We start from the raw sequence: 18,291 nt of genomic DNA, 5'->3' as shown, positions 1-18,291 counted from the left end.
ACCAATGCACGGAGGTTTGGCAAGCGCTTTCCCGCTTTCTGTGAAGAACTGCCATAATTTCCTTAGCGCCAGTCCGGCGCTTGACGAAGAGGAGTCTCCCCGTGGCCGCCAGCACACTCAGCGAAGTCGCCCGATTGGCCGGGGTTTCCCTGGCAACGGCCTCCCGGGTCCTCAACGGGTCCTCGCGCAAGCCCGCCGAGGATATTGCGGAGCGTGTGCGGGAAGCCGCCGACAAACTCGGTTATGTTCCCAACGCCCAGGCCCAGGGCCTCGCCAAGTCGAGCTCAGGGCTGATCGGCCTGGTGGTGCACGACATTGCCGACCCCTACTTTTCGGCCATCGCGCGCGGCGTCCAGGAAGCTGCGCGCCGGCAGAACCGTATGGTGTTGCTGGCCAGTACCTCGGGGACTCCCGCGGAGGAAAAGGAAGCGGTGGCCGCATTTGCCGCCCGCCGCGCCGACTCAATCGTGATTGCCGGTTCACGCTCGGAGCGTGCGGAAGACAAGCAGGGCAATGCCGAACTCGCCGCTGAGCTGGACCGGTACTGCCGCAACGGTGGGCACGTTGGGGTAGTGGGCCATCCTGTGGTCGGAGCCAGTGCGGCCGAGGGGTACCAAGTGGTGGAAGTTCCCAACGAGGAACTCGCTGCCGGCCTGGCCGGACAACTGGCCGCCACTCACGACGGCGGTTTCGTGATCATTGCGGGTCCTGCGGGGCTCTACACCTCCGATGACCGTGTGCGCGGATTCCAGCGCGGACTGGCCGACGCCGGACGGCCGGCTGCCGAGGTCATCCGCACCGGCTTCAACCGTGCCGGCGGGTTCGAGGCCGGGCAGGCGCTTGCGGAACGAATCAAAGGGTCCCTGGAGAGGCTCTGCATCTTCGCCGTGAATGACGTCATGGCCATTGGGGTTACCGCGGCCCTGCGGCCTGAAGGGGTATGGATTCCCCGAGATGCCACGGTTGCCGGTTTCGATGACATTGAAACGCTGCGGGACTTCCGGCCGGCCTTGTCCACGGTCCATCTTCCGCTGGAGGATATTGGCCGCCTCGCAGCCGGAGATCCCGATACAGCTCCCATCTCCGGCACGGTGAAACTTCGCCGGAGTACGGAAACCCCGGTGGAATCCCAACCATGACGGTTCCAGCGGAACAGGTGCCCGCCGCGCTGACGGTGACTCCCGCCGTCGGGCGTTCCGGAGTTGCCGGGCATTCCGGCGCGCCTGCGCCTGCCGTTCTGGTGCTGCCGGGAGGCGGCTACGCGAGGCAGGCCGACCATGAAGCCGAACCCGTGGCCGAATGGCTGGCCTCCCTGGGGATCCATGCCTTTGTGCTGCGCTATCCGGTCGCGCCGCACCGGCATCCGGCCCCGCTGTTGGCCGCCAAACAGGCCATGACGTGGATTCGTGAGGGGGCGCATGGGCTGGAGGTGGATCCTGGCCGGGTAGGGGTTCTGGGTTTTTCGGCCGGCGGCCACCTTGCTGCCACTTTGTCGGTGCAGGTGGCTACCGGCGATCCTGCGGTGGACGCTTCCGCTGCTGTACCTGACCTCAGCATTCTCTGCTATCCCGTGATTTCCTTTGTGGACGCGGCGCACCAGGGGTCTGTGGACAACCTCGCCGGAACGGGCGCGGACGTCGATGCCCGGCGTGCGTTGTCAGCGGAACTGAGCGTCGACGCCGCCACTCCGCCCGCTTTCCTTTGGCACACTGCCGACGACGACGTCGTACCGCTCAGTCACAGCATCTCCTACGCGGCTGCGCTTGGACGTGCCGGTGTTCCGGTGGAACTCCATGTATTCCCCAGTGGCGCCCATGGGCTGGGCCTGGCGGATGGGGCGCCCGGCGCCGGGCAATGGACCGGACTCTGTGCTGACTGGCTCCGGCGTCTGGAATGGCTTGCCTAGCGACGGCTAGTCTTCGGCCAAGGTGATGGTGTGCAGGGTCGCGGCGTCGCTGAGCACGTTGTCAGGCAGATCGTCGACGACGAACTCAAGCATGATGTCCAGGTCTTTGCCGTTGCCGCGCAGGATGTCGGCGACCGATCGCCAGAGCAGCGACCGGTTCCGCAACGGAAAGCGTTCGGCCGCCGGGCCCCAGGAGAAGCAATGCACGCCCACGACGTGGGGGAGGACTTCGTGGAGGGACTCCAGCGCCTGCTCGTCGGAAAGTCCGACGGCGGGTTGCCAGTAGGTGCCGACGTTGGCGTGGTCTACACGCTTCAGCAGCTCCAAGGTGGTGGCGGAAGAGTCTGTGAGGGTGTTGCCGTGGTATTCGAAAGCGATGGTGACACCGCGTTTCGCGGCGAGGTCGGCAATGCGCTGCGTGTCGCGGACTACCGAGTCCCAGTGCTCCCGGCCGGCACCAGCAGAGCCGATTTCCCCGGCCCACACCCGCACCCGCGGAGCGCCTGCGGCATCGGCGAGGTCGAGAATGGACCCGAAATCCCCGAAGGCGCCGCATCGATAGTAAGAGCCAAGCGACAGGACCGTCATGCCCGCCGTTTCTGTTGCGGCCTTGGCGTACAGTGCCGACCCGGTGTCGCTGACATGTACGTCAGTGCCCCACTCGATGCCGGCCAAGCCCGCCTTGGCGGAAATCCGGACTATCTCGTCGATCCCGAGGGATCGCAGGGTCACGGAACAGATGCCAGGCGTGAGGTCAGCCAGTATGGGGTGGTTGGTCATGGCTCCACGATACCGGGAATGCGCTTACCCGGTTAGCATTGTCGCGTGGTGAGAGCCGGGCCGTCCCTCACAAATGCAGCCAATAACGCCGGATCGGTTCCGTAACAGCAAGTTCGGGGGCGAAGCTCTCGGGAGGGCGGACACTCTCCAAAACTCCGCCGCATGCCTCAATGGTGCGCGCCGAGGCCACGTTGGGTTGCTTGCAGGTCACCAGCACCCGCTCAAGTCCGAGGGTTCGACCCTCGTCCATGGCTCCGGCAAGGGCAATCCTGGCCAAGCCACGCCCCCTTGCGCTTGGCCTGATGCCATACCCAATGCGCCCGCCGACTTCTGTCAGGTATTCGCTGGCCAGGGAATGCCTCAGGCTGGCAGCGCCCAAATAGTCCGTATTGTCGGTGACCCAAATGGTGGTCTGGTTTGCCAGCCCTTCGGGCGGTGAAAAATCCGCCCTGGGCATTTGATGGAGCAGGTCCACCCACTGCGAGAAATGGCCCTCTTCGCGGAGGTCGAGGTCGTACCGTGCGGCCAGGAATGCTGCAGAACCGTCCTGGTCGAGGGTTCCCCACTCGTCGTAACTTTCCAGCCAGGAGGCGTGGAAGCTTGATGACGGCTGAGTGAGCTTGGCGTGGGTCATTGGGTGAGCGTACTACGGCCGGGGTTCAGGCCTCGGAGGTCGTGGCCCCTTTCGGCGTCCTGGTCGAAGGGCGGGCAGGGTTCCGTTTCCGGACCTCCCGCAGCACGATCTGCTCAGGGCAGACCGTGGAAAGGAAGTCCCCCACTGACAGTGCGAGGCGTTCGCCCACGAGCGAGTAGAGAATGCGGTTGGCATCCCGCCGTTCCGTGACCAGTCCGGCCTGGCGCAGCACGCTCAAGTGCCGGGAGATGGTGGGTCCTGTGGCGTTGAACCGCGCAGCGATCTCGCCGGCGGCCAACTCGCCGTCCTTGAGGTCTTGAAGGATCTGCCGCCTGGTGGGGTGTGCCAAGGCTGCGAAGATATCCGATGCTGCATCTGCCATGTTTGCAATATAGCACAATAGCTATATACAATTTAGCTTCATTGCTAATAAGCGAAGGAGCAAGAATATGCGTGTGGCCATTACCGGCGGTACCGGCTTTGTGGGGCGTCACCTCGCGGAGCGGCTCGACAGGCCGGACACCGTCATCATTTCGCGGCGGACGGGGACCGCAATTACTGACGTCGATGCCTTGGCAGAGGCCTTCGCGGGGTGCGACGTCGTAGCCCACTGCGCGGGGATCAACCGGGAAATAGATGGCCAGACCTTTCAGCGTGTCCACATTGAAGGAACCAAGGCAGTCATTGAAGCCGCCCGGAGGACGGGCGTCCAAAGAATCGTCATGCTGAGCTTCCTCCGGGCCCGTCCGGATTGTGGGTCGGCCTACCACGAGACCAAATGGGCTGCCGAGGAGCTCCTGCGGCAGTCGGGCATCGAGTACACGATCATCAAGGCAGGGATGATCTACGGCAACGGCGACCACATGGTTGACCACGTAACGCGTGCTGTACGCAGCTTTCCTGTCTTCGCAACGGTCGGCTTCCGGGAGCGGACTGTCCGGCCCCTCCCTGTGGAAGAGGCTGTCGATACCCTGATCGCGGCGCTTGAAGGTCGCGTGCCCACCCCGACCGTCGCCGTCGTCGGAGCCGAAGAGCTTGAGCTTGGCGCAGCTGTCCGCAGTATCGCCCGGGTGGCCGGTGGCTACCCCGTCTACGTCCGCGCCCCGATCTGGTCGATCCGCGCCCTGGCGCAACTGACCGAGTGGATCATGGTGGTACCACTCGTGGCAAAAGCCCAGGCGCAGATGCTCGCCGAGGGGGTCAGCGAGCCCTCACCGTACGCACCGTGGCTTCCCGTGGAGCTGCGTCCCAGGCTTCCCTTCGACGACGAACGCATCCGGGCTGCCGTGCCGGAAGGCCGCTTCGGACTGGACGACCTGAGGGTAGTGGGGTGGTGGAACGGGCGCCGGGGCCGGAGCCGGGCGAACCGGTCCGGCCACTAGTTCGATTTGCTTAACGTCCGCCCCATGATCGCCTGGGTGAGGGCGTCGATGACCTCCGCGTTGGCGAGCGGGTTGCGGATCAGAGTGAAGTCGACGTCGCCAACCTGTGGCAGGCCGAAGCGTTGGGTGATGACTTTCAAGTCTTCCGGAACCAGCGACGCCGGCATCACGGCAACGCCGATGCCTGCCCTGACTGCCGCCAGTACGCCACTGATCTGCTTGGTGCTGCACGTGATCCGCCAGGTACGGCCTTCGGCCTCCAGGGCGTCGATGGCAAGTTTCCGGCTGAGGCTCGGTGCCGGATAGGCGATGAGGGGGACCGGTGCGCCCGGTTCAAGGACAGTCTGCTCCACGCCGACCCAGGCGAAGTTGTCATGCCGGACGACGGTGCCTTCCTTCGCCCCGGCCACCCATTTGACGAACACCAGGTCCAGTTGCCCGGCGTTGAGGCGTTTATAGAGCTGATCGCTTTGGCTGACAGTGAGTTCGAGGTTGATCTGCGGGTACAGCTGCCGGAATTCGCGAAGGATCCGGGGCAGGCCGGTGATGGCGAGGTCGTCGGCAGTGCCGAAGCGGAGACGCCCACGCATGGCCGAGCCGGAAAAGTAGCGCGCAGCGGAATCGTGGGCCGCAAGGATGCTGCGGGCAAACCCGGCCATCGCATCACCGTTGTCAGTGAGTCTCACTTCGCGGGTGTCGCGGGCTACGAGGACACGCTTGGCGGCGGCTTCCAGCTTGCGGACGTGCTGGCTCACCGTCGGTTGGGCAAGCCCAAGCCGTTCTGCGGCCTTGGTGAAACTCAGGGTCTCTGCGACAGCCAAAAAGGAGCGGAGCTGGACGGGATCGAACACGGAACTCCTCTAAGCGCAGGTCAGCGCCGGGCCGGAGTATCGCGCCGTTTTCGCTGGCACTGCAAGCAGCTCATTGCGTTCCGCAATGCTAGTTATAGGCGCAATACGCTTCCATAATTGCTGCTGGCAACCATAGCGTTAAACGCATCCCACCGAAACTCCCATCCGAGGACTACTTTTGGCACCCCCACCGCCTTCAGCGGCAAATGTCAGCCAGCCCGTCATCGATTCCCTGTCCGCTCGTCCCTCGCCGGACGCAAACCAGCCGGACACCGTCACCCAGCCACTCGCCGTCGTGAGTGAGAAGCTGCCCTGGCGGCATACCTTCATCTCCTTGAAGGTCCCCAACTTCAGGATCTTCGCGATCGGCCACTTCATCGCGGTGATCGCCATCTGGATGCAACGTATCGCGCAGGACTGGATGGTGCTCCAGCTTTCCGGGTCCGTCACCGCCGTCGGTATCACTGTGGCCCTGCAGTTCATGCCTTCACTTTTCCTTGGCCCGTGGGGCGGCATGATTGCCGACCGCTTCGCCAAACGGAAGATCCTCATCATCTGCCAGTCGGCAGCAGCGGTCCTGGCGGCCCTGCTGGCCGTACTTTCCCTGAGCCAGCGCGTCGAGGTCTGGCACGTCTACGTCATCGCACTGGCGCTTGGCTTCGTCACGGTCCTTGACCAGCCGGCCCGGCAGGTGTTCGTCAACGAACTCGTCGGACCCAAGTACCTGCGGAACGCCATCAGCGTGAACTCCACGACCTTCCAGCTCGGCGGCTTGATCGGCCCGGCGCTGGCGGGAGTGCTGCTCACTGCCGTGGGCGCCGGTTGGGCCTTCGCTGCCAATGCTGTGGCCTGCTGCTCCACCGTGACCATGTTGCTGCTCCTGCGCAAGGACCAGCTGCATCTGAGCCGGCCCACGCCGCGCAAGAAGGGCATGCTGCGCGAAGGCCTCAACTATGCGCTCAGCAAGCCCACCATCTACTGGCCCTGGTTGATGGCCGGGTTCGTTGCGGTTTTCGCCATGAGCCTGCCAGTGCTTCTGGCCGCCTTCGCGGACCACGTGTACGACGCCGGTGCCGGAGGCTACGGCCTGCTGAACGCCATGGTTGCGCTTGGTGCACTGACAGGTGCGGTGGCATCCACCCGTCGGAGGCAGCTGCGGTTGCGCTCGGTTGTGACCTCTGCCGGGTTGTACGGACTGATGCTTTGCGTGTCCTCGCTCATGCCGTCCATGGTGTGGTTCAGCGTCACCATGGTCTTCGCAGGATTCTGGTGCCTCATGTTCCTCACCGCTGCCAACCAAATGGTGCAGACCAGCTCCAACATGAGCATCCGGGGCCGCGTCATGAGCCTCTACCTCGTGGTGCTCATCGGCGGGCAGGCCATCGGTGGTCCCATGATGGGCTGGCTCGCCGAGCACCTCGGCCCGCATCTGGCCATCCTCGTCTCCGGCGGGGTTCCGGCCATCGCAGCGGCTGTGGTCGCCGTCGTACTTGCCAGGAAGTCCTCCCTGCACATCAAGGTGGACTTGCGCGACAGGCGGCGGGTCCTCCGGATCGTGCAGGAACCGCAGACGGCCTAAGAAGACGGCTTAAGTAGATGAAGCGCCCCCGGCAACCGGGGGCGCTTCATCTGCGTGGGGCTATCGTGCCAGAAGCTGCGCCACCGGCAGGTGCGGGTACTCCGGGGAGCGGCCCTGGAACTCAAGGATGTCCGGATTGCGGATGACGCCGTCGCGGATTTCGATGGCACGCGAGATGGTCTCGTTGGCATCCCACCCGTCCGGGCCCGCCACCACAGTGTCCAGGAAGGGCAGCAGGGCCTCGCTGATTTCCCAGCTGGCCGAGTTCCAAAGATAGGACGGGCTGTGGTCCACCGCGTAGTAGTTGACGTGACCGCCGACGCGGAACATCGGCTCGTCGAACGTGGTGGTCCGCGCCCAGCTGAATCCCATGCCTTCATCGCAGGAAACGTCGACGATCAGACTGTCCGGCTGGAACTCCGTCAGGTCTTCGGTCCGCAAGTACGTCAGTGGAGCGTTCGGGTCCTGCAGGGTGCAATTGACCACGATGTCCGCCGCGGCCAGGAACGGAGCCAATGGCTTGCGCCCGTTGTCCGTGATGACCTCGCTGAGGAACGGAGCCTTGCTGTCGTGGTCGAACTGCACGATCCGCACCGAATGGATGGGGGACCCGACGGCGGCAACGCCCCGGTTGGTCAGAACCTGGACGTCATGGACGCCGTGGGCATTCAGGGCTGTGACGGCACCGCGGGCAGTGGCACCGAAACCGATCACCACAGCACTGAGCCGGCGGCCATAGTCGCCGGTTGAACCGGTCAAAGCCAATGCATGCAGTACCGAGCAGTACCCGGCGAGCTCGTTGTTCTTGTGGAAAACGTGCAGGCCAAAACCGCCATCGCCGGCCCAATGGTTCATGGCCTCGAAGGCGATGAGTGTGAGCTTCTTGTCGATGGCCAATTGAGTGATGGCCCGGTCCTGCACGCAGTGGGGCCAACCCCAGAGCGTCTGACCGTCGCGGAGTTCAGCGAGATCCTGGGCCTGCGGCTTGGGCAGGAGGATGACGTCGCTGTTGGCGAGCAGTTCCTGGCGAGTGCCGAGTCCGCCCACCAACGATTCGAGCTTGCTGTCCGGGACACCGAAACGCTCGCCGTAGCCATGTTCGAAACGGAGTTGCCGGCGCACTTCCGGGGCTATGCGCTCCAAATGCTGCGGGTGGATGGGGAGGCGCCGCTCGTTCGGCTTCAGCGAGGTAGCGAGGACGCCTATGCTCAGCTGGCCGTTGGCCGCGGTCACTTCTTGTTGCCGGTGGAAGGCTTTGCGGCCTCGGTGGCGGAGGACTCGGAAGCCCTCTTGTCCGCACGTTTTTCCTTGATGGATTTACTGGATTTCTTTGATGCGGTTTGGCGCGGTGATTTGTCGCCCATGATTGCTCCCTAGAGCGGAACCGAAATGGCTCCTGACTCCTGACGATACACCTACCCGGGTTCCGGTGCCCCGGCGCTGCCCGCACGGGCGCGCTGCGGCGGGAGCCGCCGTCGGGCTTTATTGTCACGAAAAAAAATGAACCCCGGATCCAGAAGGATCCGGGGTTCGCTGAGCGGGCGACGGGAATCGAACCCGCGTATCGAGCTTGGGAAGCTAGCGCTCTACCATTGAGCTACGCCCGCGCTGCCCGACGGAAATGAATCGGGCGAGTCCTAGCTTAGCGCAGTTGCGGCGCCGCCCAGGACAGCCACTCCGTCCGGCCGAACGTGCCCCGGCAGGTCCTCATTTGAACAGCTTCATTGAGCCCCAGCCGTTGCCCACTTGGCGTTGCGGACCCCAGACTCCGAGTCCCAATCCGTAGTCCACCAAATACCCGTCCACGGTCTGGGCGGTAATGCTGCGTGTACCTGGACCTGACAAGCCGAAGCCAGGCACCAAGGCCTTCATGGTTCCCCACCCCGAGCCGATGACGCTTGGCTGACCTTTGAAGCCGCCAACTCCATTGCCTGGGTAACTGAGCAGAAGTCCGGAGGGTGTGGTGGCCAGGATGTCGTTGGCGCCGTCCGCGTCCCAATCGGCCATGGTCAGCCCCAGTCCCGCCCAGCCGGTTCCGATGTCCACCCGGTAAGTCAACGCCCGGCCGGAGGTGTTGGGGTAGTAGCGCAGGCCGCCGTCAGGGAAATACCCCACGACGCCCGGGTAACCCTGGTCGCTGGACCACTTGCCCACAGTGATGGTCATAGCGTCCCAGTCTCCCGTGCCCACCACGATCTGGGTCGAGAAAGCGCCGCCGGGCCATCCCTTGAACAGGCCCAGGGTGCCGTTGTTCCATTGCGCCAGAAGGTCATAGACGCCGTCCGAATCCCAATCCACCACGAACGCCTGCTTCAGGCCCGTCCAGTTGGAACCAATCTGTACAGGAACGCCGTAGCCACCGCTCGGCAGCGCGGGGTAGCGAAGCAGCCGCCCGGCAGCGTCCGTGGCCACCAGGTCCGCGCCCGAGGTGATGCTGGCATGGACGCTGGGGTTTCCGGAGAAATACTGTTCCAAAGTGGCAAAGCCACGGCGCTTCATATCCGTTGCCAGATCCACTCCGACGTAGCGCAGGTGCCACGGTTCGTAGCTGTACCCGGTGATGTTGGTGTAGCCGTTGGGGTACCGGACGATGAAACCGTATTTGTACGCGTTCGCTGCCACCCACATTCCGGCGGCAGTGTCACCGAAGCAGGTGCTGAGCCCACAGGAACCGTTGGCATTTTCGACATCGACGGCAAGGCCGGTTTGGTGCTCACTGTAGCCCGGCCTTGCCGAGATCAGGTCCGCCTGCGCCTGGCCGTAAAGGTTCACATAGGACGAGTACACCTGTTGTTGCTGGGCGTAAGAACGATAGCCACTCACGACTGCCAGCCCGCCGGTCCCGGCATCCGCCGCACCCTGGAAAAGCCCGTTGAGCCACGCTGCAGCTTCGGCCCGGAGATACTGTCCCGAGCCACGCGCGTTCACCAGATCTGCCGGGGCGTAGGTGGCAGGGTTCAGGGGGCGGGACTTGTTCACAAGGACGGACAAGTTGGCAGGATCACCCGCGGGATCGAGGCCAGGCAGCGGATTGGCGGTCGAAGGCACCTGCGCTTTTACGGCGGCGGCGTTCACGACGGCGGCTTTGACGACGGCGGCGCGGTGGGCCGTGACTCCGGCTTCGGAAACGTACCGGGTCGCCTGAGCCGTGGGTGCCGCGCTGGCCGGGGCTGCCGCGGCGGCCGCGGGAGCGAGGGTGGCCGCCAGCACCAGGGCGAGGAATACAGCGCAAGCCGCCACCCGGCGTCGGGCGTTTCTTGGTGTTCCCGGTCGGTCTTGAACCTGCATGACGCCCCCCAGTGGAATTGTCCAGCGGCTGGCACTCTACCCGGCCATGGAAGGCGTGTCAGCAGTGCGCGGGAAAAAATCGGCAGGTAACCATTCGGTCAAGGCTCGGAAGTCGTGTGTCGTCACCGCACCGGGCTGACTATTCTGAACTTGTTAGCTGCTGCGTATGGGGAACCCGGCTACGACATTTGAACCGTAGGCCGAGAGAGGTTTTCCGTGGCATTCGCAGCCAATGAAGTGGTGATCAGTCGGGACGCCATGACCGTTTACGGTTTCCTCATGGACGGGATGAACAACTCACTCTGGCGTTCAGACGTGCGAAGCATCGCGCTTCGATCAGGCGTTCGCGGCCAAAAGGGTGCGTTGTACCAGCAGACCGTCGCCGGACCTGGTGGCCGGCCCATCGCAGCCGATTTCACCATCACCGAGGCCCGCCCCGGCGCGGAAGTCCGGTACGCCGTCGTAGCGGGACCCGCCCGGCCAACCGGCGGCTACTACCTCAGCACCGAAGGCGATACCACCCGGCTGCGCTTTGCCCTTGAATACCATCCCAAAGGTCTGCGCAAGCTCATGAACGGGATGATCCAGAAGGCCCTGGAGATTGAAGTCGGCCAGTTGGAACGGCTGAAGGCCGCGATCGAATCCAGCTCCTAGCTGGCGAACCTCAGCCCGGCCCAACCATTGCCAATCGTCACAGGGGTAGTGAGGCGTCCCGAGGTCAGGTCCCAGTACTCCACCATGCCATTGCGGTCCAGGCCCGCCACGCCTACCGAGCCCGGTCCCGTGAGGCCACTCAAAGCCCGCAACCCTGTGTAATCCGTCCACGCGCTGCCCACTACGGGGCGTGATTCCTGTTTCGGTGTACCCAGGCCGCTGCCCCGGTACAGGCGCAAGGTGCCGTTCGGCTCGGTGCTGAGCAGGTCCTGGAAGCCATCGGCGTTGTAATCCACCATGGTCACCCGGACAGACGGGTTGCCGGTGCCAATCGCAGACTGGCTGCGGATGTAGGCCAAGCCCGTGTTCTTGTACAGATACAGGTTGCCGCCCTGGTCCATGGCGACGATCTGGGGAAGCCGGTTGTTGGCGCACCACGTGCCCACCGAAATGTTCAAGGTTCCCCAGCCCTGGCCCAAGACCACCGGATCCTTGAAACCGCCCGTTTGAAGGCCCGGATACACCAGGAGCGCCCCGTCCAGCCGTTGATAGAGCAGGTCGAAGACCCCATCGCGGTCCCAGTCCACCACAAACAGCTCCTTGAGGCCCACGAATCCGGCACCAATCCGCTTGCCCAGGCCAAATCTGCCGTTACCCCAGGACGGGTACGCAACGACGGAACCGTCGGCGGCGATGGACACCAGGTCGGCAGCACTGCTGATTGCCGCGGCACTCAAATCGACCGTTGGGGGTTGGTGCTTGGACCCTGGTTCGCACACCGCCACAGGGTCAGTGGGTGGTGTCACCGTTCCACCCGGGCTGGTGGTGGTTCCGGCGGGCAACGTTGTGTAGCCGAAGAAGTTGACCACGCCCCACAGCGTGTACCGGTTGGGCGTCGTCTGCCAGTTGCCGTCCGTGTAGGTGATGCCGATACCCATCACATTGAACCTGGGGTCCCGGAGCAAAGCATCGTGGCCCGGGGAGCCCTTCCACCACTCCACAAGTTGCGCCGCGTCGCGGTCCCAGCGGACTGCAATGACCTCCCCCGCTCCATTGTTCGGATTCATCGCCCGCGGGTCCGTCCAGAAGTTGGGCCGGTGCTGGATCACCTCACGGGTAGCGATGTTGTTTGACCACTCCTGCGCCAGGTTGGCAACCGTGGCGTGGTACTTCACCGGAGCGAGGCCCAACGATGCGCGGTAGCTGTTGATCGCATTGAACACCGTGAGGATCGCTGCGCTGTTGTTGTCGGGGAGGAGCGCCAAAGCGCCGTCTTGGAGATTGGGGTCGTGGCCCGGAGCCTTGCCGGGGAACGGGCTGGGGGAGTCGGTGGCGGGGGTCGCGCCGGGATCGGCCGAGGGGGTTTGCGTTGGCGTTGACGATGGTGTCGGCGTTGGCGTGGCTGTTGGTGTTGGCGCGGCTGTTGGCGAGGGCGGGGCTGTTGGCGTCGGTGCGGCTGTTGGCGAGGGCGGGGCTGTTGGCGAGGGCCCTGCGGCCTCGGCCGTCGGCGTCGTTGCGGCGGCGCCACTGTCTGCCGTCTCTTCCGACGTCGGCTGCGTTTCGACCGGCGGGGTCGTTGTACCGGAGGCGCTCGGGCTGGGATCCGAAGGATTGTCCGGTCCCCATGACGGTCCGATTTCCGGCACGGGAGGCGGTGTTTCGAAAACCGGATCGACGGCGATCGGCCCGCCATCCGAGGCAGGATCCCGCGCGGGAGGAGGTGTCAGCGCTGCTGGCGCTGCAGGCGTTGCGGAACTGGAGGACCCATCGACGGCGGGGGTCGCCGCTGCAGGTGCGGGAGCCGCCGTCGGGCTTTCCTCAGGTGCCGACAACCCGGACGGGACACTGGACGATGCTGTGGTGCTTGCGCCGGGAACCGCCTCCGTTGCCGGCAGGATCTGGCTTGATGCGGCCATGCAAAGCGCCAGCGCGCCAGCCAGCACAATGGCGGCAGGCGCTGCCAGTTTGTTCACAATTACCCCGCGGATGCTCGTTGCCCCCAAGTACGGGCGCGGCTTTACCTGTCCGGGAACTATAGTCCCATGAGGCTGTCCGGACAATGCGTTCGGTATTTGGGGTATTTTTGATGACGTGCTGATCTCTGACCGCGACATACGTGCCGAAATAGACTCCCAACGGATTGTTCTTGAGCCGTACGATCCCGCGATGGTGCAGCCGTCTTCCGTGGACGTGCGTATCGACCGGTTCTTCCGGCTCTTCGACAACCACAAATACGCGCACATCGATCCCGCCGAGGAGCAGCCCGAGCTGACCAGGCTCGTGGAGGTGGAAGGTGACGAACCCTTCATCCTGCACCCTGGAGAATTCGTCCTGGGTTCGACCTACGAGACCGTCAGCCTGGCCGATGACATTGCTGCACGCCTGGAAGGCAAGTCCTCCCTGGGGCGCCTCGGCTTGCTGACGCACTCGACGGCAGGGTTCATCGATCCGGGATTCTCCGGACACGTGACGCTGGAGCTCTCCAACGTGGCCACGCTCCCCATCAAGCTCTGGCCGGGCATGAAGATTGGCCAGCTGTGCTTCTTCCGCCTCACTTCCTCGGCTGAGCACCCTTACGGCTCCGGCGAATACGGCAACCGCTACCAAGGACAGCGTGGCCCGACCGCCAGCCGCAGCCACCAGAACTTCCACCGGACGTCCATCTAGGCTCCCTTTTGCGCTGAGGGGTGAGCTTTCGGCTCTTTGGGTGGCCCCTTTTGCGCTGAGGGGTGAGCTTTCGGCTCTTTGGGAGGGGCGTTTTCGGTTGAGATCTTGCTCCTCGGCGCGCGCTGAGTGCGGCACTATTCCTCCACACTGTGGGTAACCGCCCAAAGGACGACCAAGGCATCCCAAGGCGTGCAAACAATGGCTGATGAGGTTGTCTCCGCCGCTTCCGCCCCATCTCCAAGGTCGCTCGTTCACCCTGGCCGAGCAACGTGCGGCCGGCCTTCCGGATCATCGTGCCTGGAACAGCGATCTCCAGGTCGCCAGCAGGGGCATCCGTGTTCCCTGGGGCGAGGAGCAAGACCCCGCACACACCGCGAGGCTCCTGACAGCAGTGAGCGATGGCGCGATTTGCTGCCATGAAACGGCCGCGATGTTGTGGGGGTGCCCGCTGCCGTGGGATCGGCAGCAGGATTTCCTGATTCATCTGACCCGCACGGACGGCGCCTTCAGGCCGCAGCGAAAGGGTGTTCGTGGCCATCGGATGGTGCTGGGCGAATTCGACGTCGCATTCATGGACGGCATTCCGCTGACGAGTCCTTCCCGGACATGGCTGGATCTCGCCGCTGTGTTGCCGTTCGAAGACCTGGTGGCAGCGGCCGACCATTTCATCTGCAGCCAGACCAGGAGCTTTGGACACAATCGGATTCCATTCTGCTCAATACAGGATCTGAGGAATCAAGTAGGCAGACATGCGGGCGCACGAGGCATCCGGAAGGCCCGGGCCGCGCTGGAACTCGCGCGCGTCGGCGCAGATTCAGCCCCGGAGACGCGTCTCCGCCTGGCCATCGGCCGCAATTTCCTGCCGGAACCGACGTTGAGTTACGTGGTGTTGGATGCGTGGGGCCGCGAGGTTGCGTGGCCGGATCTCGCCTTTCCGGAATACAAGGTTGCGGTGAATTACGACGGCGTGCATCACCTCAGCGCCGCCCAACAGGAATCCGACTTACGGAGGGAGGCGGCACTCGCTGCAAACGGATGGATCTCTGTCGTCATTACTGCCAGTCATGTCCAAGAGCACGGCTATGACGGAGTTGCCCGTCTTATTCGGGAGTCTCTCATAAAGGGTGGGTGGGCATCGAGGAGGTAGCTCTCGAGGCTTTCCCAGAGGGTTTTGGGGTGGGATGTCGCCCCTCGGTGGGGGTTTTGGCGTGGGATGTCGCCCCTCGGTGAGGGTTTTGGGGTGGCGACGTTACGCCGGTGCGCGGTCCGTGGTCCGTGGTGGAGCTTTCGGGGTTCTGCGGATTGCCTTGACTACGGGTTCCACGAAGCGGGCGGCCAGCGGACCTACGATGGCCATGATGAGGACGTAGGCCGTGGCCAGTGCGGCGAGTTCTCCAGGAACCGCCCCGGAGGCGACGGCCAAGCCGGCGATGACGATGGAGAACTCACCACGGGCAATAAGCGCAGCGCCCGCACGGAACCGGCCGGGCATCGCGATACCGGCCCTTTTGGCGGCCCAGATCCCCGTGAGCATCTTGGTGGCGGCAGTCAGCACCGCCAGGAGGAGGGCCCAGCCCAGCACAGGGGGAATTGAGGTGGGGTCGGTGTTGAGGCCGAACGCTACAAAGAAGATCGCAGCGAAAAGGTCGCGCAATGGTTCAAGGATGCGGGTGGCATTGTGGGCGGTAGCGCCGGATATGGCGATGCCCAACATGAACGCTCCCACGGCTGCGGATACCTGAAGGGCCGATGCGATTCCGGCCACCAACAGGGCGAGTCCCAGGACATTGAGCAGGAAGACCTCGGAGTTTTCGCTGTGGATAGCCTGCGAGACCCGATGCCCGTGCTTGAGGGCGATCACCAGCACTACCGTGACCACTGCCAGTGCAATCCCCACCGTCTGCAGTCCGCCCAGGAACCCGACGCCGGCAAGGATGGCGGTGAGAATGGGCAGGTAGATGGCCATCGCGAGGTCTTCGAAAACCAGGATGGAAAGCACCACAGGCGTTTCACGGTTACCGATTCGGCCCAGGTCGGTAATGACCTTCGCGGCGATTCCGGAGGACGAAATGTAGGTAACGCCGCCCATGACGATGGCCCCTACAAGACCCCACCCCAGCAGGACGGCAAGGCCCGCTCCCGGTAAGAAGTTGAGCACGAAGTCCATGACCCCTGCTTGCCAGGACCGGCGAAGGCCGGTCACCAGCTCTGAGGCGGTGTATTCCAAGCCGAGCATAAGCAGCAGCAGGATGACGCCCATCTCGCCTGAGAGATGCGCGAACTCGTGCATGCCATCCAGCTTGACCAAGCCCCCGGCACCGAAGGCCAGGCCACCCACGAGATAGAGGGGAATGGGGGACATGCCGATTTTGCCCGCTAACCGAGCCAGGAGGCCGAGGCAGAACACGACGGCCCCCAGTTCAATGAGGGCTAGTGCGAGCGGATCCATACCCGTCAGCCGTTGCGGAGGATGTCGGCTGCCGAGTCAAGTCCTTCCTGGGTGCCGACCGCTACGAGCAGATCACCGGTGTGAAGTACGACGTCGGGCGCCGGCGAGGGGACGACCTCACCTTCGCGCATGATCGCCACGATGGAGACGCCACTGCGTGTGCGGATTTGGGCCTTGCCCATGGCCTGGTTCACGAATGGAGAATCAGCCGTGATGGAAAACTGTCGTGTGACGATACCGGGGACCTCGCGGTGCGCCTCGGCCAGGCGCATGGCGATGTGCTGTCCGCCCAGGAGGTTCCCCAAGGTCGAGGCTTCATCCGCCGTCAACGGGATGGAGGCCTGGCACGTATCCGGGTCATCCCACGTCGAGACGAAAAGCTCGGTTTCGCCCTCGCGCAGTTCCACCACGCCAATACGGCGGCCGGAGGCCGTCACGAAGTCCTTCCGGATGCCAAGGCCCGGAAGTTCGGTCTCATCCACGTTCATAGCTCCACCCTAAACTCTGTTGAACCGGTCCGGTACGTTGTTGACGCCCAACCGGCCCTATGTAGTTAACGCTCTGGTACTACGGCTATTTCCACTTTGGCCGGTGGCTTCACGGGCAGGATCACCAGGAGACCGGCCAGGAGCACAACCATGATCCCGAGGATGCCCCAACGTTGTGCCTCCCCGGCGGCAACGAGCGGCGAGGCGATGGTGATGCACAGCGTGAACAGGGTGGGGGCGAGGAAACTGACGGCCCTTCCCGTTGTGGCGTACAGGCCGAACAATTCGCCCGATTCTCCAGCCGGGGCGAGCCTGGCAAGGTAGGCCCTGGAAGAGGACTGGGCGGGACCTACGAAAAGGCAGAGCAGAAGCCCGAAGACCCAGAACGTTGCAGAACCGGGCCACGCGTTGCCGAAGAAGACATAGTCTTCGTTGCCGAGGACCAGGATGAAGGTTCCCGCGGTCAGCAGCCCTATCAGGGACAGGATGATGACAGCCTTGGGGCCGATCCTGTCGTCCAGGAAGCCGCCGATCACAGCGCCAACAGCCGCCACTACGTTGCCGAAGATGGCGAAGAAGATGACTTCCTTGAGTTCGAAACCAAAGGTTCCCGCCGCGATGACGCCGCCAAAGGTGAACACGGCAGCCAGCCCGTCGCGGAAGATGGCGCTGGACAGAAGGAAGTAGATGGTGTGCGGACTGGTCTTGTAGATGGCCCCGATACGCCGGATCAGCAATCTGTAGGAGGCGAAGAAGCCCAAGGATGAGGTGTCCTTCTTCACGGATACCTCAGGGACGGCAAACATCACGGGCAGGGCGAAGATAAAGAACCACAGGGCTGAGAAAACGGCGACCAACCGTATGTTGAGCGAGTCCTGGGTGGAGGCTCCGAACCATTCGAAGGAAGGCTGGACAAAGAGCTGCAGGACCAGCAGAAGCGCCACGATTCCGCCGAGGTAACCCATGCCCCAGCCGAAGCCGCTGACCTTGCCAATGTTCCGGGGTGTTGAGATCTGGGCCAACATGGCGTTGTAGTTCACGCCGGCAAACTCGAAGAACACATTGCCCAGGGCGATCAAGCAGACACCCAGGAGCAGGAATTCCGGCCGCGGGAAGACGAAGAAGCACAGTCCCGTGAGCAGCGCCGTTGCGGCAGTGTTGACTCCAAGCCAGAGTTTCCGCCTGCCCCCGGCGTCGGAACGCTGACCGGTGACCGGTGCCAGTAACGCGATGGCCAGGCCGGCAATGGCCAGCGCGGCACCCAAAGCGGCAGATGCGGCGTCTTCTCCGCCGAACGCATTGGACGTGAGGTAAACCGTGAAAACAAACGTCGTCATGACCGCGTTAAAGGCAGCCGAACCCCAGTCCCAGGAAGCCCACGCCAGGATTTGCCCCTTTTTTGAGGCGACGGGACCCGTGGCGAGCTCGGATGTCGGGTGGGAGGCTTCGGGAACTGCGGCCGCGTTCATAGTGTGAATGCTATAGGTGCAGGGAACGCTGCGCGCGGATGACAGACCGCGTTGTGAACAACCACGGGTGAACAGCGGGCGGAGCGGAAAAGTGGCCAAAAACTGTCCTGGCCCCTTGATAAACTAGGTAAACCGAACCCAACG

At 63.8% G+C, this 18,291-nt stretch carries 18 protein-coding genes and 1 tRNA gene; 7 read left to right on the top strand and 12 right to left on the bottom strand.

The annotated features are described in order from the left end of the window. The first annotated feature begins 101 nt into the window (after positions 1-101). Complete coding sequence (locus JMY29_RS17830) at positions 102-1,139, top strand: LacI family DNA-binding transcriptional regulator (RefSeq protein WP_189076312.1); 1,038 nt, start codon at positions 102-104, stop codon at positions 1,137-1,139. Beyond that, positions 1,136-1,906, top strand: coding sequence for an alpha/beta hydrolase (locus tag JMY29_RS17825; protein WP_189076311.1), 771 nt, complete (start codon positions 1,136-1,138; stop codon positions 1,904-1,906). Before JMY29_RS17830 ends, JMY29_RS17825 begins: the two co-directional genes overlap by 4 nt. A gap of 6 nt (positions 1,907-1,912) precedes the next feature. Here the strand turns inward: JMY29_RS17825 and JMY29_RS17820 are convergent, their stop codons facing one another. The 3 genes from JMY29_RS17820 to JMY29_RS17810 all read right to left on the bottom strand — a co-directional run bounded on the left by JMY29_RS17820 (position 1,913) and on the right by JMY29_RS17810 (position 3,702). Then, a complete protein-coding gene (locus JMY29_RS17820) occupies positions 1,913-2,686 on the bottom strand; it encodes a sugar phosphate isomerase/epimerase family protein (RefSeq protein WP_189076310.1) in 774 nt (257 codons plus the stop codon). Between the two features lie 67 nt (positions 2,687-2,753). Continuing rightward, positions 2,754-3,320, bottom strand: a complete 567-nt coding sequence (locus JMY29_RS17815; protein WP_189076309.1) for a GNAT family N-acetyltransferase — start codon at positions 3,318-3,320, stop codon at positions 2,754-2,756. A gap of 25 nt (positions 3,321-3,345) precedes the next feature. Continuing rightward, the gene (locus tag JMY29_RS17810; protein WP_018778166.1) at positions 3,346-3,702 is read right to left on the bottom strand and encodes a metalloregulator ArsR/SmtB family transcription factor; all 357 of its coding nucleotides are present in this window, start codon (positions 3,700-3,702) and stop codon (positions 3,346-3,348) included. A 67-nt stretch (positions 3,703-3,769) separates the two neighbouring features. On the opposite strand from JMY29_RS17810, the gene JMY29_RS17805 reads away from it, so the two are divergent. After that, a complete protein-coding gene (locus JMY29_RS17805; protein ID WP_189076308.1) occupies positions 3,770-4,702 on the top strand; it encodes an SDR family oxidoreductase in 933 nt (310 codons plus the stop codon). Here the strand turns inward: JMY29_RS17805 and JMY29_RS17800 are convergent. Beyond that, positions 4,699-5,553: a LysR substrate-binding domain-containing protein gene (locus JMY29_RS17800; protein ID WP_018778168.1), complete on the bottom strand. Its 855-nt coding sequence runs from the start codon at positions 5,551-5,553 to the stop codon at positions 4,699-4,701. The two genes, JMY29_RS17805 and JMY29_RS17800, sit on opposite strands and share 4 nt — an antisense overlap. Before the next feature lie 178 nt (positions 5,554-5,731). Here JMY29_RS17800 and JMY29_RS17795 point away from each other — a divergent pair, with 178 nt between their 5' ends. Next, positions 5,732-7,132, top strand: coding sequence for an MFS transporter (locus tag JMY29_RS17795; RefSeq protein ID WP_039243106.1), 1,401 nt, complete (start codon positions 5,732-5,734; stop codon positions 7,130-7,132). Positions 7,133-7,192: 60 nt separating this feature from the next. Here the strand turns inward: JMY29_RS17795 and JMY29_RS17790 are convergent, their stop codons facing one another. The 4 genes from JMY29_RS17790 to JMY29_RS17780 form a co-directional block, all read right to left on the bottom strand. Next, complete coding sequence (locus JMY29_RS17790) at positions 7,193-8,365, bottom strand: N(5)-(carboxyethyl)ornithine synthase (protein WP_055972877.1); 1,173 nt, start codon at positions 8,363-8,365, stop codon at positions 7,193-7,195. Further along, positions 8,362-8,496 carry a hypothetical protein gene (locus JMY29_RS20900; RefSeq protein WP_011776304.1) on the bottom strand — a complete coding sequence of 45 codons (135 nt, stop codon included), beginning with the start codon at positions 8,494-8,496 and terminating at the stop codon, positions 8,362-8,364. Before JMY29_RS20900 ends, JMY29_RS17790 begins: the two co-directional genes overlap by 4 nt. 172 nt (positions 8,497-8,668) lie before the next feature. Beyond that, a tRNA-Gly gene (locus tag JMY29_RS17785) sits at positions 8,669-8,739 on the bottom strand. Between the two features lie 100 nt (positions 8,740-8,839). Beyond that, on the bottom strand, positions 8,840-10,420 hold the full coding sequence (locus JMY29_RS17780; protein WP_189076307.1) for a M15 family metallopeptidase: 1,581 nt from the start codon (positions 10,418-10,420) through the stop codon (positions 8,840-8,842). A 216-nt stretch (positions 10,421-10,636) separates the two neighbouring features. Between JMY29_RS17780 and JMY29_RS17775 the strand changes: the two genes are divergently transcribed. Further along, positions 10,637-11,074, top strand: coding sequence for an SRPBCC family protein (locus JMY29_RS17775; protein WP_189076306.1), 438 nt, complete (start codon positions 10,637-10,639; stop codon positions 11,072-11,074). Here the strand turns inward: JMY29_RS17775 and JMY29_RS17770 are convergent. Then, positions 11,071-13,047 (bottom strand): CAP domain-containing protein, encoded by a 1,977-nt coding sequence (locus JMY29_RS17770; RefSeq protein WP_229778641.1) that lies wholly within the window; start codon positions 13,045-13,047, stop codon positions 11,071-11,073. The two genes, JMY29_RS17775 and JMY29_RS17770, sit on opposite strands and share 4 nt — an antisense overlap. Positions 13,048-13,165: 118 nt before the next feature. Between JMY29_RS17770 and dcd the strand changes: the two genes are divergently transcribed. Both dcd and JMY29_RS17760 read left to right on the top strand, forming a co-directional pair. Next, positions 13,166-13,741, top strand: coding sequence for a dCTP deaminase (gene dcd, locus JMY29_RS17765; protein ID WP_011776299.1), 576 nt, complete (start codon positions 13,166-13,168; stop codon positions 13,739-13,741). 391 nt (positions 13,742-14,132) lie between these two features. Beyond that, positions 14,133-14,888, top strand: a complete 756-nt coding sequence (locus JMY29_RS17760; RefSeq protein WP_229778640.1) for an endonuclease domain-containing protein — start codon at positions 14,133-14,135, stop codon at positions 14,886-14,888. 102 nt (positions 14,889-14,990) lie between these two features. Here the strand turns inward: JMY29_RS17760 and JMY29_RS17755 are convergent, their stop codons facing one another. From JMY29_RS17755 to JMY29_RS17745, 3 genes are all read right to left on the bottom strand, one after another. Beyond that, positions 14,991-16,190, bottom strand: coding sequence for a cation:proton antiporter (locus JMY29_RS17755; RefSeq protein ID WP_039243100.1), 1,200 nt, complete (start codon positions 16,188-16,190; stop codon positions 14,991-14,993). 5 nt (positions 16,191-16,195) lie between these two features. Further along, complete coding sequence (locus tag JMY29_RS17750; protein WP_018778177.1) at positions 16,196-16,678, bottom strand: cation:proton antiporter regulatory subunit; 483 nt, start codon at positions 16,676-16,678, stop codon at positions 16,196-16,198. 65 nt (positions 16,679-16,743) lie between these two features. Continuing rightward, complete coding sequence (locus JMY29_RS17745) at positions 16,744-18,147, bottom strand: MFS transporter (RefSeq protein WP_189076304.1); 1,404 nt, start codon at positions 18,145-18,147, stop codon at positions 16,744-16,746. Positions 18,148-18,291: the final 144 nt, after the last annotated feature.

The organism is Paenarthrobacter nicotinovorans, assembly GCF_021919345.1.
Taxonomy (GTDB): domain Bacteria; phylum Actinomycetota; class Actinomycetes; order Actinomycetales; family Micrococcaceae; genus Arthrobacter; species Arthrobacter nicotinovorans.
Note: the sequence above shows the minus strand (reverse complement) of the source record. Positions and strands in the feature narration are given on the sequence as shown.